Source organism: Streptomyces sp. NPDC040610, from assembly GCF_055594065.1.
Genome location: NZ_JBVIXA010000003.1, coordinates 469,330 through 495,395, shown reverse-complemented (window position 1 = coordinate 495,395; position 26,066 = coordinate 469,330). Strand labels below are relative to the sequence as shown.

Below are 26,066 nucleotides of genomic sequence, written 5' to 3'. Positions count from 1 at the left end.
GACAGGAGTCAGGGTGAAGCAGGACAGAGTCGTACCGCTGTATCGAGCCGCCGGGTTCCCCACGCCGCTGACCGGCGCGAAGGCACAGTCCCTCGCCCGCCTGCACGGGGCAGGTCTGGCGATCCCTGATGGCGTCTGCGTGACCTCGCGCTGGTTCGGCGAGGTCGCGTCCCGCACGGACATCGGCGAGACGATCGAGGACCAACTGCGCGATCTGGGCGCGGTTCCCACCGGTACGGGGCGCTCCCTGGAAATCATCCGCCGGGCCCTCACGCGCACGCTCTGGCCCGAGGACCTGGTCCTGGAGGTGCGCGCGGCGGCGGAGCGCCTGCTCGGCGAAGGGCCGGTGATGGTGCGCTCGTCGGTTCCCGTCGAGGACGGCGCCGGTCTGTCGTACGCCGGTGTCTTCGAGTCCGAGGGGCCGCTGAGCACCACGGCGGAGGTGCTGTCGGCGCTCGCCCGCTGCTGGGCGGCGCTGTACTCGGCCCGCGCCTTCTCCTACGCACGAGGCCAACTGCCCCGGGAGTACGCCGCTTTCCTGCAGACCTGGGTGCGCCCCGACGCGCACGGCGTGCTCTTCACCCAGGACCCCGTCACCCACGCCCGCGGGCCGATCACCGATGTCGCCTGGGGCAACGCGACCGACACCACGTCGGGGCGGGGAAACGCCACGCGCCTGGCCCTCGCGGACCGGTACAGCGGCGACGTCCTGCCGCACGAGCTGCGGGACTCGCTCATCTCCCTTGCCGAACAGGGCGAACAGCTCTTCGGCCACGCGCTCGACCTGGAGTGGGTGTGGAGCGACGGGCGGCTGCACACGCTTCAGGCCCGCCCCATCACGCACGCGACCGCGGTCCACGCGCCGACGACCGCCGCCTGGTGGCCGGACTCCGACGTCGGCGCGCTGCACGACGTCGATCTCGGCCTGTGCCGACGGCGCTTCGAGGGCGCTCTGCAGAAACACATCTGGCTGCGTCGGCAGTGTGCTGCCCTCGATGTGCCGACTTACCGCGAGGCGTACGTCGTCTACCGCCCGCAGGACACCGAGCGCCTCGCGGCCGAACTGTCCGGACATCTGCGCACCGAGTTCGTGCAGATCAACTGGGGTGCGCGCGGCACCGGCACCGTCGCGCCGCTGGCGGAGCTCGCAGACCGCCTCAAGCGCGGGCACGACCGCAATCCGCTGGCCGACCCGGCCTTCTGCGCGGCGCACATCGGGGAGATCGTGGCGGCCGAGGCGTCCGGCTTCTCCGCCGTGCTCAGCGACGGGACCGTCGTCATCGAGGCATTTCCTGCCGGGCTTCCGGGCATCAAGGAAGGCGGTCTCGTCCCGTCGGTCTTCACCGTCTCCGCCGAGGGAGCGATCACCCGTGAGCACATCGCCGACTTCGACCGCCGGTGCCGGATCGAGCCCGGCGAGGGCTGGTGGTGGCGCCCGCAGGACACGCCTCCGTACTCCTTCGACCGGTCCGACGCCGAGGTCCTGGACATCGCCCGGATCACCCGCGCCCTGTGCGACTCCCTCGGTGAGGCCCGCGTGGAGTGGTACGCCGGTGACGGCCGGGCCATGGTCCGCGACGTCAGTCTCGAAGGCGGCCGCCTCGACGCTCCTTCGGCCCCTGGGGGGCAGCTCATATCCGGCGGGGTCGCCTCGGGGACGGTACTGAATCTTCCGGACCTCGCGGAGCTCGACGAGGCAGCCCGCACCCTGGAGGTCAGCGTCATCGGCTCCGGCACGGACAACGCCGCGGTCATGGCGGACGCCCGGATCACCGCCGCCGTCGCCGCGGTCCGCCGCACCGACAACGTCATCGTGGTGGCCGAGTACCCCTCGGCGGGGCTCATCCCGCTGGTGGACTTCGCTGCGGGCTTTGTCTTCCAGCGCGGCAACCTGCTCTGTCACACCGCCATCGTGCTGCGCGAACGGGGAGTTCCGGCGATCGTGTCGCGCGATGCCGCCCAACTGCTGCGCGACGGGATGTCGGTGGAGGTCTCTCCCGCCGGAGTGACCGTCGTGCACGATCGGGAGCGGGTGTGCTAGAGACCCACCTCCTCGCACACACAGGGACCTTGCGGCCTCTCGACCTCGACAGTGCGCGGCTGGTGGAGCGGCTGCTGTGCGACGACTCGCGCAGCGGTTCGGCGTGGCGCGGGCTGCTGGTGCGTCCGGACTTCGAGCCGGACGGCTTCACCGTGGCCGAGCGGATGAACGGCGAGGTGCTTCTTGAGGCTTCGGAGAGCGACTTCGGTACGTGGCTCTCCGGTGTGATCGAGGGGAAGTTGCGGCGGGTGCTGCCCTCCGGCGGGTATGCGGGGATGTCCGCCGTCGCCGGCTTCTGCCACGCGCAGACGATGCGGCTCCTGGAGCACTCCGTCGCGGGGGCACCGGTGGCGCGGACGCTGGCCAACCAGGAGTTGCCCTCGGTGGTGGACCGCGTGGTCGCGCACTGCGCGTTCGGAGATGTCCGGGCCCCGGTAGCCACCCACCGGGGGTACGCGGACCGTTCCGTACGGGCCGCCCTGGACCTGGCCCCCCTGGTCCTGAACGCGTGCGGGTCGGACCTTGCCGCCCTGCTGCGCTACAGCCTCGCCGCCGGGCTGCTCGGCGCCGAGCAGAAGCTGCGCACGCCCGGACCCGGTCTCGCTCTGCCCGTCGGCGCGCCGGGCGACCCCGCGCCGACGGCGCGCGACCTGTGGCCGCAGTACCGGAAGCTGGCCGAGCGGCCGCTCCACGTGGACTATTGGGATGCCTTCCTTGCCGAAGTGCTCGATGGTCCACGGCAGTTGGCGTGGTTCTTCGACGACTGCGCCGAGACCGTGATCGATCTTCTGCTGCTCGGCCGCCTCATGGAGGCCAATCCGCGCTTGCGGCTCACCTTGGTGCCCAAGTCCCTCCCCTGCTACACCGACGCCGACGCGCCTCTCCTGCTCCGCCTGCTCAACTCGCCGCGTCTGCGGGCGCTTGGCGTCGACCGGCTGCGGGCAACGGACGTGTGCACGACCGGCCCGAGCATGGCCACGGCCAACCTGCGCAAGCTGTCCCCGGAGCTGGCCCGTGCCCTGCACGAAGCGGACTGCGTGTTCGTGAAGGGCACCAACGTCCACGAGATGTTCCAGGGCGGCATCAGCAAGGTGATGTACACCGGATTCGTGCTGGTCAGCGAGTTCAACGAAGGGGCAATGGGGGTGAACGCGGCCACGGCACCTCTGTTCCTGGTCCGCTCCGAGCCCGGTGAGTACACGAACTGGGGCTTCGAAGGACGCCGCTTCCGTACGCAGCGCTACGCCGACGGTCGGCACGTCAGGTTGTGCTGGAGCACTTTGACAGACCGTGAGCGGCGCAAGGAGTGCACCGAACCCGTCGCGCTCCGCGACGAGTGGCATCGGCTCGACGCGCTCGCCGAACGGGTCGCACCCAGAACGCGCGTTGCGCTGGAGAGCGAGCGGGGAAGGGTGCGCAGGAGGCTGCAGCAGCTCACCGGAACATCCGTCGGCCCCACCCCTTCTTGGAGTCCACATGCCTGACCCCGAAGCCGACTGGCTGGACGAAGTGGAACGCCTCGCCGCCGGGGCGATCGCTCGCTTCCCCCGCCACAACGAGATCTTTCACCTCGTCTCCCGCCTCGCCGAGGAGACGGGGGAAGTCGCCCAGCAGGTCAACCACTTGGAGGGCATGGGGCTCAAGCGCGACCGCCACGGCGAACCGGAAGTCGGAGACCTCACCAAGGAGGTGCTCGACGTGGTGCGCTGTGCCGTGACGATCGCCATGCATTACGGCTGCATCGATGACCTCCGGGAGCTCACGTCGCAGAAGCTGGCCTCGTACCGCCGGGAGGGGTGGGTGAACTGACGGCGCACCGCGCCGAACGGCGTCGGGACAGCGGCGCCGTCGGTGTCGATCAAGGCCGAACCTCATTCGGGACGAAGAGGTCGTGGGTTCAAATCCCGCCACCCCGACAGTGAAGTACCAGGTCAGGGGCCAGATCCGCAGTTCGGGTCGGGCCCCTGAGCGGTTTCCGGGGGCATCTTGGGGCCGGTGGGGAGCCGACTTCGGGAGTCGGCCTCCTCCGCCGTGGCCGTCTCGCCGAGTGCCTCGGCCCACAGTTCCTCCTGCACGCGGTAAGGACTGCCGCTGTTCGACGGGGCGACGGCCACCTCGACGCGGAGCGGATATCCGGAGCAGGAGCTGAAGCCGAGTGTCCAGTGGCTGGAGAAGACGCAGAGCTGCCGCAGCACCGGTTCAGCGTGAGCCGCTTCCACGAGTGCGCCGAACTCGGGGAAGTGCGCCTCCGCGCGTTCACCGGAGCGCAGAAGCGGCAGCCCGGCCCGCACACCCGCCGGCCCGCCGCTCCCCTGCCCACGCCGCACCAGCCCTGACGGCATCCGCCAGTTCCGTCGTGACTCCGCCGACGAGCTCGGTCCCTCGCCCCCAACCCGAGACGCTGAACGACCGGCTGCTCGCCCCGATGTCGACGGACAGCGGTTCGCGCCCTGGGGCCTGCGTGGCGATCCCCGCCGAGAGGGGCCCCCACCCTCGTGGGCGAACACCGAGAGATCGACGCCGAGTTCGGCCGCCAGCTGTTGCAGCGCCGCGGCCAGGCTGCCCGCAACGGCCAGGTCGGGACAGAGGGCTGAACCCCCTCCACAGTCTGCCGCCGGAACGCCACCGAGGGAACGGTGATCAGGCGCGGCGCGGCCGCAGAGGGCCGCCTGCCCTCGGCGTCCCGGGAGTTCCGCACCCGGGTCGCGTGGATGCCGCAGACGATCACCGCCATGACGGGCCTCACCGCACGCGAGCAAGTCGCCTACACCGGCTGGCTCAGGGGCATGAACCGCGCCGACGCCTGGGCCGCCGCCGTCATCGCGCTCGACCGGGTCCAGATGGGAGAGCGGGCGGACACGAAGACCAGACAGCTCTCCGGTGGGCAGCTGCGGCGCGTCCTCCGCGACCTGATCCTGCGCCTCGCCACGGACGAGGTGCAGGTGCTGATGTCCACCCACGACGTCGCCGACCTCGCCGAAGGGGCCGACCTCGGGTACGTCAGCGGAAAGCCGCCCCGTTCCGCCGCGCCCACTCCGCGTACGTGTGCGGTGCGCGGCCGAGGACCCGCTCGACGTCAGGGCTGACGCGGGACTCGGCGGGGGTGGGCTCGCCGAGGATGGCGAGGGTGGTGTCGGCTACGGGGGCGGGCATGAAGTGGAGGAGTTGGGCGTGGGCCTCGGCGCGGGTCTGTTCGGTGAAGTGGATGGGGGTGTCGAGGGCCGCGGCGAGCGCCTCGGTCTGCTCGCGGGGGGTGATCAGGGACGGGCCCGTGAGTTCGTAGACGTGCTCCGTGTGGCCCGGCTCGCGCAGCGCCGCCGCGGCCACCTCCGCGATGTCGGCCGGGTCGACGACCGGCAGGCCGACGTCGCCGAACGGCGCCGCGACGGTACGTGACGTACGTACCGACTCGGCCCAGGCGTAGGTGTTGGACGCGAAGCCGCCGGGGCGCAGGATCGTCCACTCCATCCCCGACTGCCGGACCGCGTCCTCGATCGACCGCATCAGCATGCCGTGCGACGGCGAGTCCGGCCGGGTCACCACCCCCTGCGAGGACAGCAGCACCACCCGCTCCACTCCGCCCGCCTTCGCCACGTCGAGGAGGTCCGCCGGGCTGAGCCGGTGCGCGCTCGCGCCGCCGCTCTGCAGGAACAGCGCCCGCGCGCCGTCGAAGGTCGAGCGCAGGCTCTCGGCGTCGGCCAGGTCCGCCCGGCGCCAGTCCGCCCCTTCCGGTACGTCCTGCGCCGAGATCCGCCGGGACGTCGCCCGGACCTTCTCGCCCGCCGCCGCCAGCGTCCCCGCCAGCGATCTTCCGACGTTTCCGGTCGCTCCGGTCACCACGATCATGTTTTCTCCCGAGAGTTGGTTGCTTCGTCAGTCAGTAGTCGCCAGCCAGCCAGTTAGTTAGTTGGCTGACTTGATTGGACGCTAGCACGTGACCCCGGGGCGCTGTCTATAGTTAGTCAGGTGACTGACTCAAGGAAAGTTCGCGGTGCCGGGAAGCGGCAGCGGCTCATGGCCGCCGCCGCTCAGGTGCTGCATCAGCAGGGCGTGGAGCGCACCACCATCGCCGACATCGCGGCCGCCGCGGACGTGCCGGTCGGGAACGTCTACTACTACTTCAAGACCAAGGACGAGCTGGTCCAGGCCGCGCTCGCCGAGCACTCGGGGCATCTCGCCGCGCTCACCGAGGGGCTCGACGCGCTGCCGGATCCGCTGGGGCGGCTCAAGGCGCTGGTGGGGATGTGGGTCGAGCAGCGGGACACCGCGGCGCGGTACGGCTGCCCCACCGGCACCCTGGCCGCCGAGCTCGACAAGCGGGCCGAGGGCGGTCTCGACAAGGAGGCGGGCAAGGTCGTCCGGCAGCTGCTCGACTGGGCCGAGCGGCAGTTCCGCGAGCTGGGGCTGCCTGATCCCGGGGGGCTCGCGCTCGCCTTCGTGGGCGCGTACCAGGGCATGTCCCTGCTGGCCAACGCCCTCCGCGATCCGGATGTGATGGTCAGCCAGGGGGCCCGCCTCGACGACTGGCTCGACGGCCTCGTCGGCCCCGGCGCCCCCGGCGCCGATTGACCGACGTCCGGGCGGCAGACTCCGCGTCGTATCGGTACCGGTCCCTCCCCTCGTGGGGACCGGTACCTAACGAGGCGGGCGGCGTCGACCCGCGCCGGAGCGACGCGGACCGAAGGGCGAAAACCAGCCAGGAGGGTGCAGCGCCATGTGACACCTCTCCGAGCGCCGGGCCCGGTGGCCTGCCCTGACGCCTCGCGGTTGGTTCGCTACTGCGCCGCGATCCTGCCAGTTGAGGGTCCGGCTGAGGAGCTTCCGGTATTGTCCGGCCCACTTCGCCGCAGGTCAGGCGTATAAAGTGAGTTTTCCGGTCCGGATGTCCAGGTGCGGCGGAAGTAAGGGGTGGAGGCCTTGGGTTCCGACTCGGGGGCACGTACCGCCTTCGCGGAACGCCTCGCGCTGCTGTATCAGGAGGCCGGAAATCCGCCCCTCAAGCGCGTCGCCGAAGCGGTCGGGCAACTGCAGCGCGTCGACGACCGCGGGCGGCCCGTACGGGTGTCCGCGCAGCGCATCAGCGACTGGCGACGGGCGAACAACGTGCCCGCCCACTTCGCCGCCCTCGCCGCGGTCCTGCACGTCCTGATACCCGAAGCCCGGCGCAAGCGGCCCACCCCGGTGTCCACCGGCCTGTACGACCTCGCCCAGTGGCAGCGCCTCTGGGAGCTCTCGGTAGCCGACACCGCCGGGGACCGGGCCGCTGCCGCCGGACAGGACGAGGAACGGGCCCCCGCCGACACCCCGGCCGTGCCCGCCGTGTGCCCCTACCGCGGGCTCGCCTCGTACCGCGAGCAGGACGCGCAGTGGTTCTTCGGCCGGGAGCGCAGTACGGACGCCCTCGTCGCCCAGCTCCGCGCGGCCGAGAGGTCGGGCGGCCTCGTCATGCTCGTGGGCGCCTCGGGGGCGGGGAAGTCCTCCCTGCTCAACGCCGGTCTGGTGCCCACCTTGCAGGGCGGCGCCCCGGGCGCGGAGAACAGCCCGGTGCTGCAGCTCGTGCCGGGAGCCGATCCGGTCGGCGCGTTGGCCGGGCGCATACCGGGGCTCGGTCGTGTCGTATCGGACATAGGTCCCGATACGCCCCAGTTCGGCCCCGCTGTGCGTGCCGCCCTCACCGCCTGGGCCGAAAGCCAGGACTCCGCCTCGGCCGAGGGCCAGGGCCCCGCCTCGGCCAAGGTCCAGGACCCCGCCCCGGCCGAGCGCCAAGCGCCCCCCACCCCCCGCCCCGTCCTCATCGTCGACCAGTTCGAGGAAGCCTTCACCCTCTGCTCCGACGAGGCCGAGCGGCGTACGTTCATCCAGCTCCTGCACGCGGCCTGCGCGCCCGCCGCCCCCGAAGGACCCGACGGACCGGGCGGCCCGGACGACCCCGCGCCCGCCCTCGTCGTCCTCGGCATCCGCGCCGACTTCTACGAGGAGTGCCTCGGCTACCCCGAGCTGGCCGACGCGCTCCAGCACCGGCACATGGTGCTCGGGCCGCTGACCACCACGGAGCTGCGGAACGCGGTGACCGGACCGGCCAAGGCCGTCGGTCTCGAACTCGAACCCGGGCTCGCGGAGCTGATCGTGCGGGAGGTGAGCACGGGCGGCCCGCGCGGGGCGCACGACGCGGGCGTCCTCCCGCTCCTCTCGCACGCGCTGCTCGCCACCTGGCAGCGGCGCAAGACGGGGAAGCTGACGCTGGCCGGGTACCGCGCGGCGGGCGGCATCCAGGGGGCGGTGGCGGCGACCGCCGAGCGCGCCTGGTCCGGCCTCGACCCGGCGGCACGCTCCGCGGCCCGGCTGCTGCTGCTCCGCCTCGTCCACCTCGGCGAGGACACCCAGGCCACCCGCAGGCGGGGGACGCGGCGGCAGTTGGCGGAGGAGTCGACGAACCCGGACAAGACCGAGGAGTCCCTGGAGGCGCTGGTGCGCGCCCGGCTCGTGACCCTCGACGCCGACACCGTGGAGATCACGCACGAGGCGCTGCTGCACGCCTGGCCGCGGCTGCGCGACTGGATCGACGAGGACCGCGGCGACCATCTGCTGCGCCAGCGCCTGGAGGAGGACGGCAGGGCCTGGGAGGACTCCGGCCGGGACGCGGCGCTGCTCTACCGGGGTTCGCGCCTGGAGCGGGCGCGCGCCTGGGCGGAGTCCACCGGCGACACCTTCCTGACCCGCGGCGCCGCGGAGTTCCTGGCCGCGTCGGCCGGGCTGCGCCGGCGCATCCTGTGGATCAGCCGGGGCGCGGTGGCGGCGCTCGTCGCCCTGGCGCTGTTGGCCGTCGTCTCCGCGGTGGTCGCCTCGCAGCAGCGCAACGACGCGGTGGCCAAGCGGAACGACGCGGTCTTCGAGCAGGTGACCGCCGAGGCCGACCGCGCCCAGTCCACGGATCCGTCGCTGTCCGCCCAGCTCGACCTGGTGGCACACCGCCTGCGACCGGACGACGAGGGTACGAGGAACCGGCTGCTCTCGATCGTCAACGCGCCCCTCGCCACCCCGCTGCTCGGCCACACCGGCGCCGTCTACCTCACCTCGTTCAGCCCCGACGGACGGCTCCTCGCCACCGCGAGCTACGACCGGACCGTCCGGCTGTGGGACGTCCACGACCGGTCCCGCCCCAAGCCCCTCGGCGAACCCCTCACCGGCCACAGGAGCTGGGTGAGCACCGCGGTGTTCAGCCCCGACGGCACCACCCTCGCCAGCGCGTCCGACGACGGCACGATCCGGCTGTGGGACGTACGGGATCCGCGCCGTCCGCGCCCGATCGGGAAGCCCGTGACCGGGCACGGCGGCACGGTCTACCTGCTCGCGTTCAGCCCGGACGGGCGCACGCTGGCCTCCGCCAGCGAGGACCACACCGTCGGCCTGTGGGACGTGCGGAAGCCCGGCCGTCCCAAGGCGCTCGGCACCCTGACCGGCCACACCGCCGCCGTGCGCTCCGTGGCGTTCAGCCCCGACGGGCGGACCCTGGCGGCCGGGGGCGACAACGGCACCATCAGGCTGTGGGACACCGCCGACCCGCGCCGCCCCGAGCCGATCAAGCGGGTCCTCACCGGCCACACGGACACCGTGCACTCGGTGGCGTTCGACCACGAGGGCCGCACCCTCGCCAGCGGCGGCTCCGACAACACCGTCCGGCTCTGGGACGTGACCGACCCCCGCCGCGCGGCCTCCCTCGGCGCACCCCTGACCGGCCACACCGGCCCCGTCTGGTCGGTGGCCTTCAACCCCGCGGGGACCATGCTCGCGGCCGCCAGCGCGGACAGCACGGCGAGCCTGTGGAACGTCCGCGATCCGGCGCACCCGTCGCAGGTCGGCGTACCGCTGTCGGGAAGCGGCGGGGAGGTGTACGCCCTCGGGTTCAGCCCCGACGGGCGGACGCTCGCGACGGGCAGCGGCGACAACAAGGTCCGCCTGTGGTCGATCCCGACGTCGGACATGATCGGCCGCATCGGCTCGTTCCGCCCCGACGGGAAGGTGCTCGCCACCGCCGCGCGCGACGAGAAGGTCCGGCTGTGGGACGTGCGGCGGCCCGAGCGGCCCGAGGCGCTGAGCAAACCGTTCAAGCCCGGGTCGGGGGCGGTGCGCACCCCGACGTTCTCCCCCGACGGCGACACCCTCGCCGTGCTCACCGGAGCCCGCTCGGTCCGGCTGTGGAACGTCAGCGACCCGTCCCGCCCCGTCTCCTACGGTCCCGCCGTCGAACTGCGCACCCGGTTCGCGGCCGCGATGGCCTTCAGCCCGGACGGGCGCGTCCTCGCCACCGCCTACGAGGACCGCACCATCCGGCTGTGGAACGTCGGCGACCCGGCCCGCCCCCGCCCGCTCGGCGCCCCGCTCACCGGCCACAAGGGGTACGTCAACGACCTCGCCTTCAGCCCCGACGGCCGGACGCTCGCCAGCGGCAGCTCGGACGCCACCCTGCGGCTCTGGGACGTGGCAGACCCGCGCCGCGCCACCCCGCTCGGCAAGCCCCTCACGGGACACCTCGGCCCCATCAACACCCTCGTCCACAGCCCGGACGGCCGGACCCTGGCCAGCGGCAGCGACGACAGCACGGTCCGGCTCTGGGACATCTCCGACCCGCGCCGGGCGACCCGCCTCGGCTCCCCCCTCACCGGCCACACCGACGCGCTCGTGTCCCTCACGTTCAGCGAGGACGGCCGGACCCTGGCGAGCGGCGGCAACGACAACACGGTCCGGCTCTGGGACGTCACCCACCCCGCGCGGACCGCGGCCATCGGCCAGTCGATGAGCCCCAACGCCAAGACGGGAAGTTTCCTGTCGTTCAGCCCTCAAGGTCACATGCTCGGAGTTTCGAGCGGCACGGATACCGTCCGGTTGTGGAACCTCGACACCGACGAGGCCATTCGCCGTATTTGCTCGACCACACACGGTGTCCTGACGCCGGAGAATTGGCGTGAGTATCTGCCCCGGCTCTCGTACGCACCGCCGTGCGAAAGGTGAAGGTTCGCTGTTTTCCACCGGGGTCCGCGGCGCGTGATCCCGCTCACAACTGGCCAACTCCGGCCCATTCCTTCCCCCGGCGCCAGCAGGCTTGTTACGGTTGGGCACAGCCCGATCGCTGGTGCATCCCCCGTCGCCAGCGATCGGGCCCTTCCATGCCCTCGTCGACCTGTGGCTTTACCGCGATTGCGCCCTCCGCAATGCGTCAATGCGTCGAATTGCAGAGCTCTTTCAATACTCGCGGCACCTCTCATGACGCCTCTCGTGGCGCATCCGATGGCGCCACTCATGGCGCATCTCATGGTGCAACTCGCGACACCGGGGCCGGATTACGACAAAAGATCTGTTCCACCTACATGCAACCCCTGTTGGCCCCTACCCGAACCCCTGTCGGCGAATATCTCGTTGAGGGGTGTACGACACCCCTTCACCGCTCCCCGGAAAGGTGGTGCGTGCCGTGCGCAGGCGCGTCGTCATCATCACGGCAGTCCACGGACCCTCCGCCCCGTACCTCACGGGCGCTTACGAATCACTGCGCGCGCAACGGCTCCCCGAGGGGTGGGAGTGGCACTGGGTGATCCAGCAGGACGGCCTGGGCGAGGGCGTCGCCCCGCACGTCCCCGACGACAGCCGCGTGACGTTCCGCCAGGGCCGGCCCGGCGGGCCCGGCGTCGCCCGCACCCTGGCCCTGGGCCACGCGGACGGCCCCTACGTCAAGGTCCTCGACGCCGACGACCAGCTGTCCCCGGGGGCGCTGGCCCGCGATCTGGCCGCCCTGGAGAGCGATCCGACGCTGGGGTGGGCCACGTCCCGCGTCCTCGACCTGCTGCCGGACGGCACGACCGTCGGGTTCCCCGGGGATCCCGGGCAGGGGCCGATCGAGCGCCGGGCCGTGCTCGACCACTGGGCCGCGCACGACTACCGCGCGCCGGTCCATCCGGCGACGCTCTTCGTCCGCCGCGACCTGCTCGTCGCGCTCGGCGGCTGGATGGCGCTCCCCGCCTCGGAGGACACCGGCCTCCTGCTCGCCCTGAACGCGGTGTCCCGCGGCTGGTTCTCCGCCGAGGTGGGCCTGCTCTACCGCAAGTGGCCCGGCCAGGCGACGAGTCAGCCCGCGCACACGGACGCCGCCGAGCGGGAGGTGCGGATGGCGGTGGTGCAGGCGCGGGCGCGGGCGCTGGGGGGCTTCGAGTGGAGCTGCTGAGCGGGCCCGCGCCAGGCCGTGCCCCCGGCTACAACGTCTCCGCGTCGACCCGCGAGAAGATCAGGTCGCTCTCCTCGACCACGGGCCCCCGCAGCCGGACCGGCGCGGCGGCCGGGCCGCGCAGGGCCGCAGGGTAGGTCCCGACGGCGTACTCATTGGCGATCCGGTAGGCGTGGAATCCGTGCTCCCGCATGAGCGCCATCAACTCATCGGCCGACTCGCCGAGTTGGCGCATGCGGTCCGGGGTCACCTCCACGGTCACCTCGGCGTCGGGGCGCAGCCGGTCGAGCATCGGGGCCATGCCGCGGACGACGCCGCCCTCGGCGCCCTCGACGTCGACCTTGATCACGCGGGCGGTGGCGATCTCCTCGGCGTCGAGCAGCTCCGGCAGCGGGCGGGCCTCGATGTCGAACTTCGACTCGGCGGGGCCGTCGTAGGGGACGATGCTGTTCGCCCCCATGTTGTGCGAGCTGGCCAGGACGAACGTCAGCGTCTCCGCCCGGTCGGACACCGCGGCGTTGAGCGCCCGGACGTTCCCGCAGGCGTTGAGCCGCACCTGCCGCAGCAGCCGCTCGTGGAACACGGGCGAGGCCTCGACCGTCACCACCCGCCCGGTCGGCCCGACGAGCCGCGAGGCCAGCACGCCGAAGTAGCCGATGTTGGCCCCGACATCGACGAACGTGTCCCCGGGGCGGAGCCGGCCGCGCAGCCACCGCGTCATGTGGGGCTCCCACGAGCCGAACAGGTAGAGGTAGCGCTGGATGAGGTCCTGGGTGTCGACGGCGAACCGCACCCCGGGCGCGCCCGGCACCCCCTCCGCTCCCCGCGCCCCGAAGTCGACGTCCACCACGCGGCGCCGGGGGTGCTCCCGCAGGCGGGCGTTCAGATACCGGGAGGCCAGCGCCGCCTTGCCGAGGGACCCCGGCGCCCGGCGCACATACGCGCGCGCCAGCGTGGTCAGGGCCTCCGAGGTGGGATGCGACATCCGGTCCGCCTGCCTCTCGCACGGTGCGTCGCGGGCCGTGGCGTCAGGCCGTGGCCGCGGCCGTCCGGTCTTGGTCAAACGGCAGGTCCAGCATACGAATCGCGTTGCCGCGCAGCAGCTTGTAGGCCACGTCCTCCGGGAGGTGGCCCACGTGGTCGGTCGCGACCTGCTTCGTGTGCGGCCAGGTGGAGTCGACGTGGGGGTAGTCCGTCTCGAAGGTGGCGTTGTCCACCCCGACCGTCTCGATCGCCTCGATGCCGTGCTTGTCGCGGAAGAAGCAGCAGAAGATCTGCCGGTAGTAGTACGTCGACGGCGGCTCGGGGATCAGGTCCTTCACGCCGCCCCACGCCCGGTGCTCCTCCCAGACGTCGTCGGCGCGCTCCAGGGCGTACGGAATCCACCCCATCTGCCCCTCGCTGTACGCCAGTTTCAGCCGAGGGAACTTCACAAGGACCCCCGAGAAGAGGAAGTCCATCATCGAGGCCATCGCGTTGTTGAAGGACAGCGAGGCCTGGACGGCGGGGGGCGCGTCCGGTGAGGCGGCGGGCATCTGCGACGACGAGCCGATGTGCATGTTCACGACCGTCCCGGTCTCCTCGCAGGCCGCGAAGAACGGGTCCCAGTGGCCGGAGTGGATCGAGGGCAGCCCGAGATAGGTCGGGATCTCGCTGAAGGTCACGGCCCGCACCCCGCGCGCGGCGTTCCGCCTGATCTCCGCGACGGCGAGCTCCACGTCCCACAGCGGGATGAGACAGAGCGGGATCAGGCGCCCCCCGCTGTCCCCGCACCACTCCTCGACCATCCAGTCGTTGTACGCGCGGACACACGCGAGCCCCACCTCCTTGTCCTTGGCCTCCGCGAAGGTCTGGCCGCAGAAGCGCGGGAAGGTGGGGAAGCAGAGCGAGGCCTCGACGTGGTTCAAGTCCATGTCCGCGAGCCGCGCCTTGGGGTCCCAGCAGCCGCGGCGCATCTGCTCCCGCGTGATCCCGTCGAGCGTCATCTCGTCCCGGGAGAATCCGACGGCGGCGATGATGCGCTTGTACGGGAAGATCTCGTCCTCGTACCGCCACCAGTCCGTGACCTGACCCTCCGGGTCGGTGGTGAAGCGGTACTTCCCGCCCACGTACGCCAGTTCGCCGATGCCCGCGGTGAAGGGCTGCGGGCCCCGGTCGCGGTACTTGGCCGGGAGCCAGGTCTCGAAGAGGTGCGCGGGCTCGATGACGTGATCGTCCACGCTGATGACCTTCGGGATGTCCTTGGCGCCGCTCTCATTGCCCTTGCCGCTCACGCTGTGTCCCCTCACCGCCCGCCGGATCCACCGGCCCGAATCTGACGACCCATCAGATCGAGGCTATGGCGAGGCGGGCCGCACGGCAAGCGGCAGCGCGAAGTCGGGGAGGCGGCCGCGCGGGGCGCGCGGGGTGCGCGAGGCCTTGCGCTCTCGCGGGGCATCCGCTGAACTGACGGATCGTCAGACATGAACGGGCGAGCGGCCGCGGGAACAAGCGGGCGACGGGAAGGGCACGTGATGCAGACGATCTGGCTCAGCGGCGCGGAGTGGTTCGCGATCCTCCGGATCGGGCTCGGGCTGTGGTGGCTGGAGAGCTGGCGGCACAAGGACAAGAAGACGTGGTTCACCGGCGGGGGCATCGGCTGGGCGGCGGGCATCGCCGAGAAGCACAGGTGGCCCGTGGTGCGCCGCGGCTTCGACACCGTGGTGAAGCCGCGCCCCCGGCTGATGGCCTACGTCGTCGCGTACGCGGAACTGGCCCTGGGCCTCGGCCTGATCGCCGGTTTCCTCACCCCGATCGCCCTGGCCTGCGGCCTCGTACTCAATCTGATCTACCTCGTCCTCATGATCCACGACTGGGCCGAGCAGGGGCAGAACCTGATGATGGCGCTGATCTCGGCGGTGGCGCTGCTCGCGATGAGCTGGCAGGTGTGGTCGGTGGACGAGGGGTTGGGGTTGTTCTTGTGAGGGGTGTTCCCGTGAGGGACGTTCCGGCGAGGGACGTTCCGGCGAGGGGTCGTTGTGGAGCGGACGTCGTGAAGGAGTTGGGGCGTGAGCGGATCTGAGCGGGATGAGGTTTCGGGCGGGGCGCCTCGGGGTGGGGCGGGGCGCGGGGCCGGGGCGGAGGTCGAGGCTGCGCCTGCGGTGGAATCGGCGTCCGGGTCCGCGGCCGAGGGTGCGGCCGGGGGCGCACTGCGGGCGGGGCACTCGGCTCGGGCGCGGAGTGCGGCGGCGCGGGCTGCGGCTGTGAGCAGGCACATCGAGCGGGGGCGGGGCGCGGAGGGGGGTGCCGAGGCGGACGGCCCGGGCGTGGACGAGGGCGCCGAGGCGGCCGACCAGGGCGTGGACGAGGGGGTCGTCTGGAAGGCGGCTCATGCGGCGCGGGTGTCCGCGCAGGCGATCGCCGTACTCGACGAGGGCGACCCCGACCCGGCGGCGGACTCGCGCTGCGCGAGGAACGCCGCGGCGTCCGCCGCGCAGGCGGCCCGCATGGGACAGATCCACGACGCCGACAGCGAACTCGCCGTCGCCGCCTGCGCAGCGGCCCTCAAGGCGGCACAGGCGGCGGGGGCGGCCGCGAAGGCGGGCGAACTGGGCGCGAACCAGTCGCTGAACGCGGCGGCCGACGAGGCGGAGGCGGCGGCCGTCGCGGCGGCGGAGCGGGCCGGGTGGGTGCGCCCCGGGGAGGAGGCACCGCGGGTGGCGACCGGAGTGCGGAGCGGGGAGTTGATGCAGATGCTGCATTTGTGAGGGCGGGGCTGGGGCGCCGGGGCGGGGCGGGTGCCGGGGGCGGGCACCCCGGCCAACCGGGCCCGAGCCGAGTGCGGGCGGGGGCCGCTGACGGTCAGGGCGAGTACAGGGCGAGTACCGGTACAGGGCGAGTACCGGACGCATCGGGCGCGCCTAGCGTGCGTCCCGCTCCGCTGCCTCCGCGATGTGCTTGATGGCCGCGAGGCGTCGGTCCCAGTCGGCTGCGAGGGCGGCCATCCAGCGGGCCGTGACGTTCAGCGCCGCGGGCCGTACCGCGTACCGCATCTCGCGTCCGACCCGGTTGCCGGAGACCAGGCCGGCGGCGTCGAGGACCGTGAGGTGCTTGACCACGGCCTGGCGGGAGACGGGGAGTTGGTCGGCGAGCTTCGTCGCGGTGGCCTCGCCGCGCGCGGCGAGCAGGTCGAGGAGCCGACGCCGGGTCGGGTCGGCCAGCGCGGCGAGAACACCGTCCACGGCCTCACCCACGACGCTGTCGGGGGCCCCGCCGCCCACGGCCTCGTCGACGGGTGGTTCCTGGTCGGTCACGTGGACGGCTGCTCGGCTCGCTGCTTGAGCGCGTCGAGCTCCTGGGGCCAGCCGCCGGTGTTGTCCCGTACGGCCTGGGCGCGCAGTTCCTCGGACCCGGCCAGCGCCGCGAAGCCGCTCTCCACGACGCGGAGGCGGGTCTTGTCGCCCTCCGAGGTCAGCGTGAACTCCACGAGGGTGCTGTTGTCGGCCCGCAGTTCCTCGCCGGGGAACGCGCTGGCCCAGCGGTACGCCACGTACGTCTGCGGCTCGACCTTCTCCACCCGTACCGGATAGTCCCCGTACTCCGGGTTCCTCGCCACCATCGACTCCCCCTCCCTGGCCGTGGTCCCCGCCAGGCTCGCCTTGTCGGCCACCCAGAACCCGGGCTCGGTCACCAGCGACCAGACCCGGTCCAGGGAAGCGGCGATCAGGGTCTCGCGCTCGATCCGGTCGGGCAGGGTGTGCGGGCTCTGCGGGGCGGGCGCGCTGCTGCCGGTGTCACTCATGGCGGGCTCCTTCGGTCGTCTCGCTCTCGACGGGTGGTGCAACTCCAGGGTTGCACATAGGCAGGCCCAGTGCAACCGAAGGGTTGCACCTGAAGGCGAGAGGGTGGGCCGCTCGGGGATTCGTGACGTGGATCACTTCGCGGAGGCGATGAGTCCTCGGGGCGGGGGTGGTCCTATGTGCGAAAAGACCGAGCGTGAGGCCGAAGACCGAGCGTGAGACCCGGGGAGGGTGTTGAGATGTCTGATGCCGCTGTGAAGGGGCCCGCGAGTTACTTTCCTTCGATCGAGGCGAAGTACGGGCGTCCCGTCTCGGAGTGGGTGGAGCTCATTCGGGGGTCCGAGCTGAGCAAGCACATGGATCTCGTGAAGTGGCTCAAGGCCGAGCACGGGCTGGGGCACGGGCACGCCAACGCGCTGGTGGCGCACACCCTGGCCGGGGGCAAGTGACGCCGGGGGCGTCCCGGGTCGGGCCGGCACGCGTTCCGCGCCGCGCGCCGATGTGCGCGAGCTGAGCACGGCCGCCGCCCCCGCGAGGACCGCCGCCGCGACCGTCAGCGTCGGCGCCGCCGGATTGATGCGCCTGCGCGGCCGCTCCCCTGCGGCCGCGCAGGCGGGTGCGGTGGTCGCTGGACTTGTACTCAGCCATGCCGCACCGGGGACGGATCCGGTGCGGCGGAGTGCGGCTCCGCCGCGGCACCGGAATCCCGTGTCGAGGGTTGTTCCGTACTCAACAATGCCCCGGGCGGGTCGCGTCGCGCGAGGGCCGAGTGGCCCTCGTACGGGGCCGCTCGGCCCCGGCGTCCGGCCCCGGCCGGGCCGTTCGGCCCCTGGCAGGGAGCAAGCCCTTACCGTCACCCTCGAAGGGGCACGGTTCGCCACCCTCGGACGGCCATGGGCATCACCACCCCGCCGTACAGGCACGGACACCGACGCCGACACCGGCGCCCCCTCCGCGTGGCAGAGCCGCCGACCGGCAGACCGATGGACCCGCCCGGCCGACCAAGGGGTAGACATGGACAGCACTGCCGCAGCACCGGATCCGGCCGACCCCGGCACCCCGCCACGCCCCATCCGTGTCTTCCTGCTCGACGACCACGAGGTCGTCCGGCGCGGCCTGCGCGACCTGCTCGACGGCGAGCCCGGGATCGAGGTGGTCGGGGAGGCCGCCAGCGGGGAGCAGGCGCTGGCCAGGGGGCCCGCGCTGCGGCCCGACGTCGCCGTCCTCGACGTCCGCCTGCCCGACGGGAACGGCATCACCGTGTGCCGTGAACTGCGCGCGCTCATGCCGGGGTTGGCGTGCCTGATGCTCACCTCGTTCGACGACGAGGACGCGCTGCTCGACGCCATCATGGCGGGCGCCGCGGGCTACGTACTCAAGCAGATCAAGGGGTCCGACCTGGTGACGGCGGTACGGACCGTCGCCGCCGGGCAGTCGTTGCTCGACCCGGCCACGACGGCCCGGCTGATGCGGTCGCTGCGCGGGCCCGAGAGCGAACTGCCGCCCGAGGACGCCCGGCTGTCCGTCCTCAACGAACGCGAGCGTGCCATCCTCGCGCTCATCGGGGAGGGGCTCACCAACCGGCAGATCGGCGGGAAGCTGTATCTCTCCGAGAAGACCGTGAAGAACCACATCTCCCGGATGCTGGCCAAGCTGGGCGTCGAGCGGCGGGTGCAGGCCGCCGTCCTCGCCGCGCAGGTCGCTCCGCCGGGTGACCGGGCCAAGGCGGGGCCCGGTTCGCCGCCGTCGCAGGGGCGGCCCGCCCGTTGAGCTCTCCCCGGCCCCGCCCCTTCCCGAAACCGGGAGCTGCCCCCCCGGACCCCGCTGATCGGCGCTCCGCGCCTCGTCCTCAAACGCCGGACGGGCTGAATACGGGTGGGTGTCCCCTGCGGGTGGGACGGGCCCCCGGGAATGGATCACCGCACTCCGTGGCTGTCCCCCATGGATCACGCCACCACCCTGAAGGAGTGTCATCAGCATGTCCGTTGCCCAGCCCGCCGCCGAGCGCGTACGCGTCACCGCGGATCCCGACTGGTACGAGTCCGCGGGCATCTCGCTCGGCGTCCGCGTCGGCAACCTGGTCTTCACCTCCGGCCAGGCCCCGATCGACGCCCAGGGGGCCACCGTCGGCGCCGGGGACTTCGAGGCGCAGGCCCGGCAGGCGCTCGCCAACCTGTCGACCGTCCTGACGAACGCGGGCTCCAGCCTCGCCGACGTGGTCAAGGCCACCGTGTTCGTCACCGACATCGCGAGGCAGGACGTCTTCGCCGCGCTGCGCGCCGAGCACTTCCCGGACAAGCCCCACCTCGCGGAGTCGTTCGTGGAGGTGTCCTCGCTCGCCGACCCGGAGTGGATGATCGAGATCGAGGCGATCGGGCTCGTGCGCTGAGGCCGACCGCCCAGGGGTGACACCGGCCGGTCCCGGGGTGGGCCCGCCGTCCCACCGGAAGCCGGGCCCACCGGCCCTACCCCGACCCCACCCCCGCCACCGGCACCCTCCACTCCAGCCGCGTCCCCCGCCGCTCCCCCGCCCGCACCACCAGCTCGCCCCCGAGCCGCTCGGCCCGCTCGGCGAGGTTCCGCAGCCCGGCGCCCCGCTCGGCTCCAGCCCCGGCGGCCTGCCCCGCGGCCTGCCCCGCCCCCGCCTCGATCCCCACCCCGTCGTCCACGACCGTCAGTTCGAGCACCCCTTTGCGTACGACCAGGGACACCTCGGCGCGGCGGGCGCGGGCGTGCCGGGCGACGTTGGACAGGGCTTCGTTGAGGACGGCGACCACGTCGTCGGCGACCGCGCGGGGGACGTCGGTGTCGATCAGGCCCTCCATGCGCAGGGCGGGGGTGAAGCCGAGGGCGGCGGCCGCGTCCTCGATCGCCCGGACCGTGCGGACGCGCAGACCGGCCGCGCCGCCGGGCGCCTCGTGGTCGCGCAGGCCGAAGATGGTGGAGCGGATGATCTTGATGGTGGCGTCGAGGTCGTCGACGGCCCTGCGCAGCCGCTCGGCGGCGCCCGGGTGCTCCACGAACCGCTGCACGCTCTGCAGCGTCATGCCGGTCGCGAACAGCCGCTGGATCGCCAGGTCGTGCAGATCGCGGGCGATGCGGTCGCGGTCCTCAAGGAGGCTCATCTGCTCGGCGTCGCGGCGCCGGTCGGCGAGTTCGAGGGCGAGCGCGGCCTGGCCCGCGAAGCCCGTCAGGGGGGTGGTCTCGGCCTCGGAGAAGCCGGGGCGGCCGCTGCTGCGGGCGAGCAGCAGGACGCCGCGCACGTCGTCGCGCGTGCTCATCGGTACGGCGACGGCGGCGCCGAGCCCCTCCCAGCGGTCGGCCTTGAACGTCACCCGGGCGTCCTTGCGCACATCGGACGCGGACACGAGGGCCTGGGCGTCGAGCGCGGCCCCCGCGAACGAGCCCTCGCGCGGCAGGGTGGCGCCGCGGTGCGCCTCGGAGCCCAGGCCGAGCGCGATCTCGACCCGCAACTCGCCCTCGCCCCGCATGAGTTCGATCACGCCCAGCTCGGCGGACGTGATCTCCTTGGCCCGCTCCACCATCAGCTCAAGGACCTGCGTCTCCGGCGCGCCCGAGAGCACCGCGCCGGTGACCTCCGCGCTCGCCTGCAGCCAGCGCTCGCGCAGCCGCGCCTCCTCGTACAGGCGGGCGTTCTCCACCGCCACCCCGGCCGCGACCGCGAGGGTGGAGAGCACCGACTCGTCCTCGGCGTCGAACTCCGCGCCGCCGTGCTTGCCGGTCAGGTAGATGTTGCCGAAGACCTTGTCGCGTACGCGGATGGGGACGCCGAGGAACGAGTGCATCGGCGGGTGGTGCGGCGGGAAGCCGGACGACGCGGGGTGGTCGGACAGCTCCGCGAGGCGCAGCGGCTGCGGGTTGCGGATCAGCTCGCCCAGCAGTCCGTGCCCGGAGGGCAGTTCGCCGATCTGGGCACGCAGCTCGTCGCTGATGCCGACCGGCAGGAACTCGTCCAGCATCCGGCCCTGGCCGATCACGCCGAGCGCGCCGTACTCGGCGTCGACGAGGGCGACCGCCGTCTCCACGATGCGTCTGAGCACCTGGGCCAGGTCAAGCTCCCTGCCGACCGAGAGCACCGCCTCCAGGAGGCTGTGCAGCCGGTCCCGGGTGCCGCGGACCGCGGTGATCCGCGCGGCCAGCTCTTCGAGCAGTTCGTCGAGGCGCAGCCGTGTCAACTGGCCTGTGTCCGCTCGCTGTTGGCCCATCGGCTCCTCCGCCCGAGCAGACGTGCGCCCCCGTCCGGCGTCCAGACGCTCACCGTAGCCGGTGAGTGGCGCTGCGTGGAGGCCCTTCACCTGCTTGGCTCCCCCATCGAAATCTCCCGGCCCGCGGGAACCCCGCCCTCGTACCGGACGACCAACTGTCCACACGAATACGGGAGTTGAACGAGAGCGAGGAGGGCCGGGATGGACCGCAGGGGTCTGCTGAGGTCGACGGCCGCCGTGGGGGCGGCCGGGGCGACGGCTTGGGGCGCGGGGAGCGCGGCGGCGCGGGAGCGGCGGGACGATGGAGGCGATGGAGGCGGTGACAGACGCGATGGGGGACGCGGGCGGGGTCCGCTGCGCGTGCACATCGTCGTCTTCGACGGCGTCGAGGAGCTGGACTTCGCCGGTCCCCTGGAGGTCTTCGGCGCCGCGCGCTCCGTCGGGCAGCGGGTCGAGACGGAACTGGTCACGAGCGGCGGCCCGGGTGGTTTCACCGGTCGCTTCGGTACGCGGGTGACGGACGTCGGCGCCTGGGACCCGGACGCGGCCGATGTGATCGTCGTGCCCGGCGGCGGCTTCGCGCAGCGGGACGGCGCCGGGATCTGGGCCGAGATCAAGAAGGGCCGCCTGACCCGCGCCCTGAAGGAGGCCGTCCGCCCCGACCTCACGCTGCTCGGCGTCTGCACCGGCGTGATCGTGCTGCACGCGGCCGGAGTCGTCGGCGACCGCCCCTGCACCACGCACCATCGCGCGAAGGACTACCTGCGCGAACGGGGCGCCGACGTCCGCGACGCCCGCGTCGTCGACGACGGGAACCTGGTCTGCGCTGGCGGGGTCAGCTCCGGGATCGACGGGTCCCTGTGGCTGCTTGAGCGGGCGCTCGGGAGCACGCCGGCCGGGCAGGTGGAGGCGCTGATGGAGTTCGAGCGGAGAGGGACGGTGCTGCGGACGTGACGCGGGGGCCGGCGGGTGCCGGTTCGCCCGCGTCGGGGGGCCGCGGCGCGCGAGCCACGCGCGCGCCCGGGCGCGCACTCGGCGCGTTCTCCCGCAGCTCGTCGTCCGCGCGTAGTTCCGCGAGCGGTCCTGTGGTGTCACCATGCGGAGTCCAGGTGCGGCGTGCGGGGCGGGGCGGCTCGGGGTCGCGGGGCGCGGGGTGGGAGGCGTGGATGACTGAGGTGTTCTTGCGACGGCTGACCCGGTGGCAGGCGGAGCAGCAGCGCGAGTCGATCGCGAACGTGTACGTGGAGTGCTACGGGCCGGGCGGGACCGGCGGGTTCGACGTGACCGGCAGGACCGGCGGGTCGGGTGGTCCCGGCGGCAGCGGCGAGCCCGGCGGCGCCGACCGGAAGGCGTTCCTTGAGCGGTTCGAACGGCATGTCCAGGAGCCCGACTTCGACATGGTGACGGCCGACTCCGGTGCGGTGCTCGCCGGTTGTCTGTACGGGTTCCGGGCCGCGCGGGGCAGCGCGCTCCTGGACTCCCTGCGGGACGTCCTGCCCGCCGACGCGGCCGGGCGCGCGGGGGCGGGCCGCCTCTTCGTGCTCACGGAACTGATGGTCCTGCCGGACTACCGCATGGAGGGCGTGGCCACCCGGCTGCGGGACCTCCTGCTGTCCCGGCACATGACGGACGTGGTCGTCGCGTCGGTGCCGCCCGGGGACGGGGTCGCCCACGAGGTCCTTCGCGCCTGGTCCTACGCGAAGCTGGGCGCGTTCGGGTCGCCGCAGCGGGAGGCGTGGCTGCGGCCGGGACCCGGCTGAGCGGGCCGGCCCGGAAAGTTATCCACAGGCTGGGGACCCTCGCCAGCGGGAGGGCGCCCCGGCCAGGCACTATGGGGCCATGAGTGACACGGGTACGCAGCCGAATGCGGGTACGGGGCCGAGCGCGGGGACGGGCCGGGGCGAGGGTGCCACACCGTCGGGGACCACGTCGTCGGGCACCACGTCGTCGGGGACGGGGCCGACGCCCGACTGGGAGAAGCGCTTCCGCGCGCCCCGCGTCTCCCTGCCGGACTGGGCCGAGGACGCCCCCGACCACTCCCTGTTCGTGTCGAACGCCACAGGGACGTACGAGCTGTACGCGTGGGACCGCGCCACGGGCGAGCAGCGCCAGGTCACCGACCGGCCGAACGGCACGACGGACGGCCTGCTCGCGCCGGACGGCCGCTGGATCTGGTGGTTCAACGACAAGGACGGCGACGAGTTCGGCGTGTGGATGCGCCAGCCCTTCGACGGCAGCGGCACGGACGAGCCCGCCGTGCCGGGCCTGGAGCCGTCGTATCCGGCGGGCCTCGCCATCGGCCGCGACGGGCGCACGGTCGTCGTCGGCCGCTCCACGGACGAGGTCGGCACGACGATCCACATCGTCCGCGCCGACGCCGCCCCCGGCGACGCCCCCGCCGAGATCTACCGCCACCGCGAGTCGGCGGGCCTCGGCGACCTCTCCCACGACGGCACCCTCATCGCCATCGAGCACACGGAGCACGGCGACGCGATGCACTCCGCGCTGCGCGTCGTGCGCACCGACGGCTCGACCGTCGCCGAGCTCGACGACAGCGAGGGCGGCACGGTCGAGCTCGGCCTGGAAGTCCTCGGCTTCGCCCCGGTCGACGGCGACACCCGCCTCCTGGTGGGCCACCAGCGCCGCGGCCGCTGGGAGCCGATGGTGTGGGACGTGGCCACCGGCGAGCAGACCGACCTCGCCCTCGACCTGCCCGGCGACGTCTCCGCCGAGTGGTATCCGGACGGCTCCGCGCTGCTCGTCGGGCACGGCTTCGAGGCCCGCGGCGACCTGTGGCGGTACGACCTCGCCAGCCGCGAGCTGACGCGGGTCGAGACCCCCCGCGGCTCCGTCTCCGGCGCCACCGCCCGCCCCGACGGCACCGTCGAGTACATGTGGTCGTCCGCCGCCGAGCCGCCCGTCCTGCGCTCCACCTCCGGCAAGGTCGTCCTGGACCCGCCCGGCATGAAGGCGCCCCGGTCGGTGCCCGTCGAGGACGTGTGGGTGGACGGGCCCGGCGGCCGCATCCACGCCCTCGTCCAGAAGCCCGCGGGGGCGAGCGGGCCGCTGCCCACCGTCTTCGAGGTGCACGGCGGGCCGACCTGGCACGACAGCGACTCCTTCGCGGCGGGCCCGGCCGCCTGGGTCGACCACGGGTACGCGGTCGTCCGCGTCAACTACCGCGGCTCCACCGGCTACGGCCGCGAGTGGACCGACGCCCTCAAGCACCGCGTCGGCCTCATCGAGCTGGAGGACATCGCCGCCGTCCGCGAGTGGGCCGTCGCGTCCGGGCTCGCCGACCCCGACCGCCTCGTCCTCTCCGGTGGCTCCTGGGGCGGCTATCTCACCCTCCTCGGGCTCGGCACCCAGCCCGACGCGTGGGCCCTCGGGCTCGCCGCCGTGCCCGTCGCCGACTACGTGACGGCGTACCACGACGAGATGGAGGCCCTGAAGGCCATCGACCGCACCTTCTTCGGCGGCACCCCCGAAGAGGTCCCCGACCGGTTCTCCGCCTCCTCTCCCCTCACCTACGTCGACTCCGTCAAGGTGCCGGTCTACATCTCCGCCGGGGTGAACGACCCGCGGTGCCCGATCCGCCAGGTCGAGAACTACGTCGACCGGCTTGCCGCGCGGGGAGCCGTCCACGAGGTGTATCGCTACGACGCCGGGCACGGGTCCCTCGTCGTGGACGAGCGGATCAAGCAGGTAGCGCTCGAGCTGGACTTCGCGGGGCGGCATTTGGGGTAGAGGGTGGGGGCCCTGCGGGGCTTTCCCCAATCCCGCCCCTTCCCGAAACCGGGGGCTGCGCCCCCGGACCCCCGCTATCGGCGCTCCGCGCCTCGTCCTCAAACGCCGGACGGGCTAAAACCGTGCCGCACAGGCGACATATATAGCCCCTCCGGCGTTTGAGGAGCGGGGTCTGGGGCGGAGCCCCCCACGCGGCGGAGCCGCAAATCGACACAGCCGGGAAGGGGCGGGATTGGGGAGCCCCCGGCAAGGCCCCCGCAGGCGCCCCGTACCGTGGGGGTGTGTACCGGTTCCTGCTGACGCCCCGCTGGTGGGGCATCAACCTCTTCGTCGCCCTGGCGATCCCCGTGTGCCTCTTCATGGGCTCCTGGCAGCTCACCCGCTTCGAGGACCGCGTACAGGACCACAAGGACGCCGAGCGCCAGGCGACCACGGACACGGGCGCGGCCCGCCCGCTGGCCTCGCTGCTGCCGGTGGACAAGAAGACCTCGGGCGAGCGGGCGACCGCGACCGGCCGGTGGGGCAAGCAACTGCTCGTGCCGGACCGGGAGTTGGACGACAAGAGCGGGTACTACGTCCTGACGCTGCTGCGCACGGACGCGGGCAGGTCACTGCCGGTGGTGCGGGGCTGGCTACCGGGCACGGCGGACGCGAAGAAGGCTCCGGCGCCGCCGAAGGGCGAGGTCACGGTCACGGGCGCGCTCCAGGCCTCGGAGAGCCAGAGCTCGAACGGCGTGACCACGGCGGGCGGGCTGCCGTCCGGCCAGGTGGGCATGATCAGCGGGGCGTCCCTGGTGAACATGGTCCCGGACGACCTGTACGACGCGTGGGTCACGCTCGACCGGGCCACGGGGCCGCTGACGCCGGTTCCGGCGACGGCGCCGGAGGACTCGGGCCTGGACATGAAGGCCTTCCAGAACCTCGGCTACACCGGCGAGTGGTTCGTCTTCGCGGGCTTCGTGGTGTTCATGTGGTTCCGGCTGTTCCGGCGCGAGCGGGAGTTCGCACGGGACGCCGAGCTGGGGCTCGTACCGGACGCCACGGAGGCGTAGCCACACACC

At 72.8% G+C, this 26,066-nt stretch carries 22 protein-coding genes and 1 pseudogene; 16 read left to right on the top strand and 7 right to left on the bottom strand.

The annotated features are described in order from the left end of the window. The first annotated feature begins 13 nt into the window (after positions 1-13). From ACZ6AA_RS14935 to ACZ6AA_RS14925, 3 genes are read left to right on the top strand one after another with little or no spacing between them, the layout of a single operon-like run. On the top strand, positions 14-2,041 hold the full coding sequence (locus tag ACZ6AA_RS14935) for a PEP/pyruvate-binding domain-containing protein (protein ID WP_468461087.1): 2,028 nt from the start codon (positions 14-16) through the stop codon (positions 2,039-2,041). Between the two features lie 29 nt (positions 2,042-2,070). Further along, entirely contained in the window at positions 2,071-3,525 is a 1,455-nt protein-coding gene (locus ACZ6AA_RS14930; RefSeq protein ID WP_471458283.1) for an ARMT1-like domain-containing protein, read from the top strand. Then, on the top strand, positions 3,518-3,850 hold the full coding sequence (locus ACZ6AA_RS14925) for a nucleoside triphosphate pyrophosphohydrolase family protein (protein ID WP_190117986.1): 333 nt from the start codon (positions 3,518-3,520) through the stop codon (positions 3,848-3,850). Before ACZ6AA_RS14930 ends, ACZ6AA_RS14925 begins: the two co-directional genes overlap by 8 nt. A gap of 122 nt (positions 3,851-3,972) precedes the next feature. Here ACZ6AA_RS14925 and ACZ6AA_RS14920 read toward each other — a convergent pair whose 3' ends face one another. Beyond that, positions 3,973-4,383 (bottom strand): DUF6193 family natural product biosynthesis protein, encoded by a 411-nt coding sequence (locus ACZ6AA_RS14920; RefSeq protein WP_468461083.1) that lies wholly within the window; start codon positions 4,381-4,383, stop codon positions 3,973-3,975. Between the two features lie 288 nt (positions 4,384-4,671). Here ACZ6AA_RS14920 and ACZ6AA_RS14915 point away from each other — a divergent pair. Next, positions 4,672-5,127 (top strand): annotated as a pseudogene (locus tag ACZ6AA_RS14915) (P-loop NTPase family protein); the annotation flags it as partial. Here the strand turns inward: ACZ6AA_RS14915 and ACZ6AA_RS14910 are convergent. Beyond that, on the bottom strand, positions 5,042-5,887 hold the full coding sequence (locus ACZ6AA_RS14910) for an SDR family oxidoreductase (protein ID WP_471458280.1): 846 nt from the start codon (positions 5,885-5,887) through the stop codon (positions 5,042-5,044). The pseudogene ACZ6AA_RS14915 and the gene ACZ6AA_RS14910 sit on opposite strands and share 86 nt — an antisense overlap. 120 nt (positions 5,888-6,007) lie before the next feature. On the opposite strand from ACZ6AA_RS14910, the gene ACZ6AA_RS14905 reads away from it, so the two are divergent. The 3 genes from ACZ6AA_RS14905 (at position 6,008) to ACZ6AA_RS14895 (ending at position 12,254) form a co-directional block, all read left to right on the top strand. Further along, the gene (locus ACZ6AA_RS14905) at positions 6,008-6,610 is read left to right on the top strand and encodes a TetR/AcrR family transcriptional regulator (RefSeq protein ID WP_471458278.1); all 603 of its coding nucleotides are present in this window, start codon (positions 6,008-6,010) and stop codon (positions 6,608-6,610) included. Positions 6,611-6,949: 339 nt separating this feature from the next. Next, positions 6,950-11,050 (top strand): nSTAND1 domain-containing NTPase, encoded by a 4,101-nt coding sequence (locus tag ACZ6AA_RS14900; protein ID WP_471458276.1) that lies wholly within the window; start codon positions 6,950-6,952, stop codon positions 11,048-11,050. Positions 11,051-11,507: 457 nt separating this feature from the next. Continuing rightward, positions 11,508-12,254, top strand: coding sequence for a glycosyltransferase family 2 protein (locus tag ACZ6AA_RS14895; RefSeq protein WP_468461073.1), 747 nt, complete (start codon positions 11,508-11,510; stop codon positions 12,252-12,254). Positions 12,255-12,282: 28 nt separating this feature from the next. On the opposite strand, the gene ACZ6AA_RS14890 is transcribed toward ACZ6AA_RS14895, so the two are convergent. Then, entirely contained in the window at positions 12,283-13,239 is a 957-nt protein-coding gene (locus ACZ6AA_RS14890; RefSeq protein WP_468461071.1) for an FkbM family methyltransferase, read from the bottom strand. 43 nt (positions 13,240-13,282) lie between these two features. Then, on the bottom strand, positions 13,283-14,527 hold the full coding sequence (locus ACZ6AA_RS14885) for an amidohydrolase family protein (RefSeq protein ID WP_471458273.1): 1,245 nt from the start codon (positions 14,525-14,527) through the stop codon (positions 13,283-13,285). A gap of 240 nt (positions 14,528-14,767) precedes the next feature. Here ACZ6AA_RS14885 and ACZ6AA_RS14880 point away from each other — a divergent pair, with 240 nt between their 5' ends. Continuing rightward, positions 14,768-15,217: a DoxX family membrane protein gene (locus tag ACZ6AA_RS14880; RefSeq protein WP_468461130.1), complete on the top strand. Its 450-nt coding sequence runs from the start codon at positions 14,768-14,770 to the stop codon at positions 15,215-15,217. A gap of 279 nt (positions 15,218-15,496) precedes the next feature. Continuing rightward, positions 15,497-16,000 (top strand): hypothetical protein, encoded by a 504-nt coding sequence (locus ACZ6AA_RS14875; RefSeq protein WP_471458271.1) that lies wholly within the window; start codon positions 15,497-15,499, stop codon positions 15,998-16,000. Between the two features lie 153 nt (positions 16,001-16,153). Here the strand turns inward: ACZ6AA_RS14875 and ACZ6AA_RS14870 are convergent, their stop codons facing one another. Next, the gene (locus ACZ6AA_RS14870; protein ID WP_468461128.1) at positions 16,154-16,486 is read right to left on the bottom strand and encodes an ArsR/SmtB family transcription factor; all 333 of its coding nucleotides are present in this window, start codon (positions 16,484-16,486) and stop codon (positions 16,154-16,156) included. 56 nt (positions 16,487-16,542) lie between these two features. Further along, the gene (locus ACZ6AA_RS14865; RefSeq protein WP_468461061.1) at positions 16,543-17,034 is read right to left on the bottom strand and encodes an SRPBCC domain-containing protein; all 492 of its coding nucleotides are present in this window, start codon (positions 17,032-17,034) and stop codon (positions 16,543-16,545) included. A gap of 237 nt (positions 17,035-17,271) precedes the next feature. Between ACZ6AA_RS14865 and ACZ6AA_RS14860 the strand changes: the two genes are divergently transcribed. From ACZ6AA_RS14860 to ACZ6AA_RS14850, 3 genes are all read left to right on the top strand, one after another. Beyond that, complete coding sequence (locus ACZ6AA_RS14860; RefSeq protein ID WP_468461059.1) at positions 17,272-17,481, top strand: DUF4287 domain-containing protein; 210 nt, start codon at positions 17,272-17,274, stop codon at positions 17,479-17,481. A 565-nt stretch (positions 17,482-18,046) separates the two neighbouring features. After that, positions 18,047-18,802 (top strand): response regulator, encoded by a 756-nt coding sequence (locus tag ACZ6AA_RS14855; protein ID WP_468461057.1) that lies wholly within the window; start codon positions 18,047-18,049, stop codon positions 18,800-18,802. Between the two features lie 208 nt (positions 18,803-19,010). Further along, positions 19,011-19,421, top strand: a complete 411-nt coding sequence (locus ACZ6AA_RS14850; RefSeq protein WP_468461055.1) for a RidA family protein — start codon at positions 19,011-19,013, stop codon at positions 19,419-19,421. 76 nt (positions 19,422-19,497) lie between these two features. On the opposite strand, the gene ACZ6AA_RS14845 is transcribed toward ACZ6AA_RS14850, so the two are convergent. Continuing rightward, complete coding sequence (locus tag ACZ6AA_RS14845) at positions 19,498-21,258, bottom strand: sensor histidine kinase (RefSeq protein ID WP_471458268.1); 1,761 nt, start codon at positions 21,256-21,258, stop codon at positions 19,498-19,500. A gap of 201 nt (positions 21,259-21,459) precedes the next feature. Here ACZ6AA_RS14845 and ACZ6AA_RS14840 point away from each other — a divergent pair, with 201 nt between their 5' ends. The 4 genes from ACZ6AA_RS14840 to ACZ6AA_RS14825 all read left to right on the top strand — a co-directional run bounded on the left by ACZ6AA_RS14840 (position 21,460) and on the right by ACZ6AA_RS14825 (position 26,057). Beyond that, positions 21,460-22,212, top strand: a complete 753-nt coding sequence (locus tag ACZ6AA_RS14840) for a DJ-1/PfpI family protein (RefSeq protein ID WP_471458266.1) — start codon at positions 21,460-21,462, stop codon at positions 22,210-22,212. A 212-nt stretch (positions 22,213-22,424) separates the two neighbouring features. Continuing rightward, positions 22,425-23,018: a hypothetical protein gene (locus ACZ6AA_RS14835; RefSeq protein ID WP_468483608.1), complete on the top strand. Its 594-nt coding sequence runs from the start codon at positions 22,425-22,427 to the stop codon at positions 23,016-23,018. Between the two features lie 79 nt (positions 23,019-23,097). Next, a complete protein-coding gene (locus ACZ6AA_RS14830) occupies positions 23,098-25,005 on the top strand; it encodes a S9 family peptidase (RefSeq protein WP_468461049.1) in 1,908 nt (635 codons plus the stop codon). Between the two features lie 281 nt (positions 25,006-25,286). Then, a complete protein-coding gene (locus ACZ6AA_RS14825) occupies positions 25,287-26,057 on the top strand; it encodes an SURF1 family protein (protein ID WP_468461047.1) in 771 nt (256 codons plus the stop codon). Positions 26,058-26,066 lie beyond the last annotated feature (9 nt).

Coding starts and splice junctions, on each gene's coding strand:
- ACZ6AA_RS14925 (WP_190117986.1), top strand. CDS start 3,518: ATGCCTGACCCCGAAGCCGACTGGCTGGACGAAGTGGAACGCCTCGCC.
- ACZ6AA_RS14920 (WP_468461083.1), bottom strand. CDS start 4,383: ATGCCGTCAGGGCTGGTGCGGCGTGGGCAGGGGAGCGGCGGGCCGGCG.
- ACZ6AA_RS14910 (WP_471458280.1), bottom strand. CDS start 5,887: ATGATCGTGGTGACCGGAGCGACCGGAAACGTCGGAAGATCGCTGGCG.
- ACZ6AA_RS14890 (WP_468461071.1), bottom strand. CDS start 13,239: ATGTCGCATCCCACCTCGGAGGCCCTGACCACGCTGGCGCGCGCGTAT.
- ACZ6AA_RS14880 (WP_468461130.1), top strand. CDS start 14,768: ATGCAGACGATCTGGCTCAGCGGCGCGGAGTGGTTCGCGATCCTCCGG.
- ACZ6AA_RS14865 (WP_468461061.1), bottom strand. CDS start 17,034: ATGAGTGACACCGGCAGCAGCGCGCCCGCCCCGCAGAGCCCGCACACC.
- ACZ6AA_RS14860 (WP_468461059.1), top strand. CDS start 17,272: ATGTCTGATGCCGCTGTGAAGGGGCCCGCGAGTTACTTTCCTTCGATC.
- ACZ6AA_RS14855 (WP_468461057.1), top strand. CDS start 18,047: ATGGACAGCACTGCCGCAGCACCGGATCCGGCCGACCCCGGCACCCCG.
- ACZ6AA_RS14850 (WP_468461055.1), top strand. CDS start 19,011: ATGTCCGTTGCCCAGCCCGCCGCCGAGCGCGTACGCGTCACCGCGGAT.
- ACZ6AA_RS14845 (WP_471458268.1), bottom strand. CDS start 21,258: ATGGGCCAACAGCGAGCGGACACAGGCCAGTTGACACGGCTGCGCCTC.
- ACZ6AA_RS14840 (WP_471458266.1), top strand. CDS start 21,460: ATGGACCGCAGGGGTCTGCTGAGGTCGACGGCCGCCGTGGGGGCGGCC.
- ACZ6AA_RS14835 (WP_468483608.1), top strand. CDS start 22,425: ATGACTGAGGTGTTCTTGCGACGGCTGACCCGGTGGCAGGCGGAGCAG.
- ACZ6AA_RS14830 (WP_468461049.1), top strand. CDS start 23,098: ATGAGTGACACGGGTACGCAGCCGAATGCGGGTACGGGGCCGAGCGCG.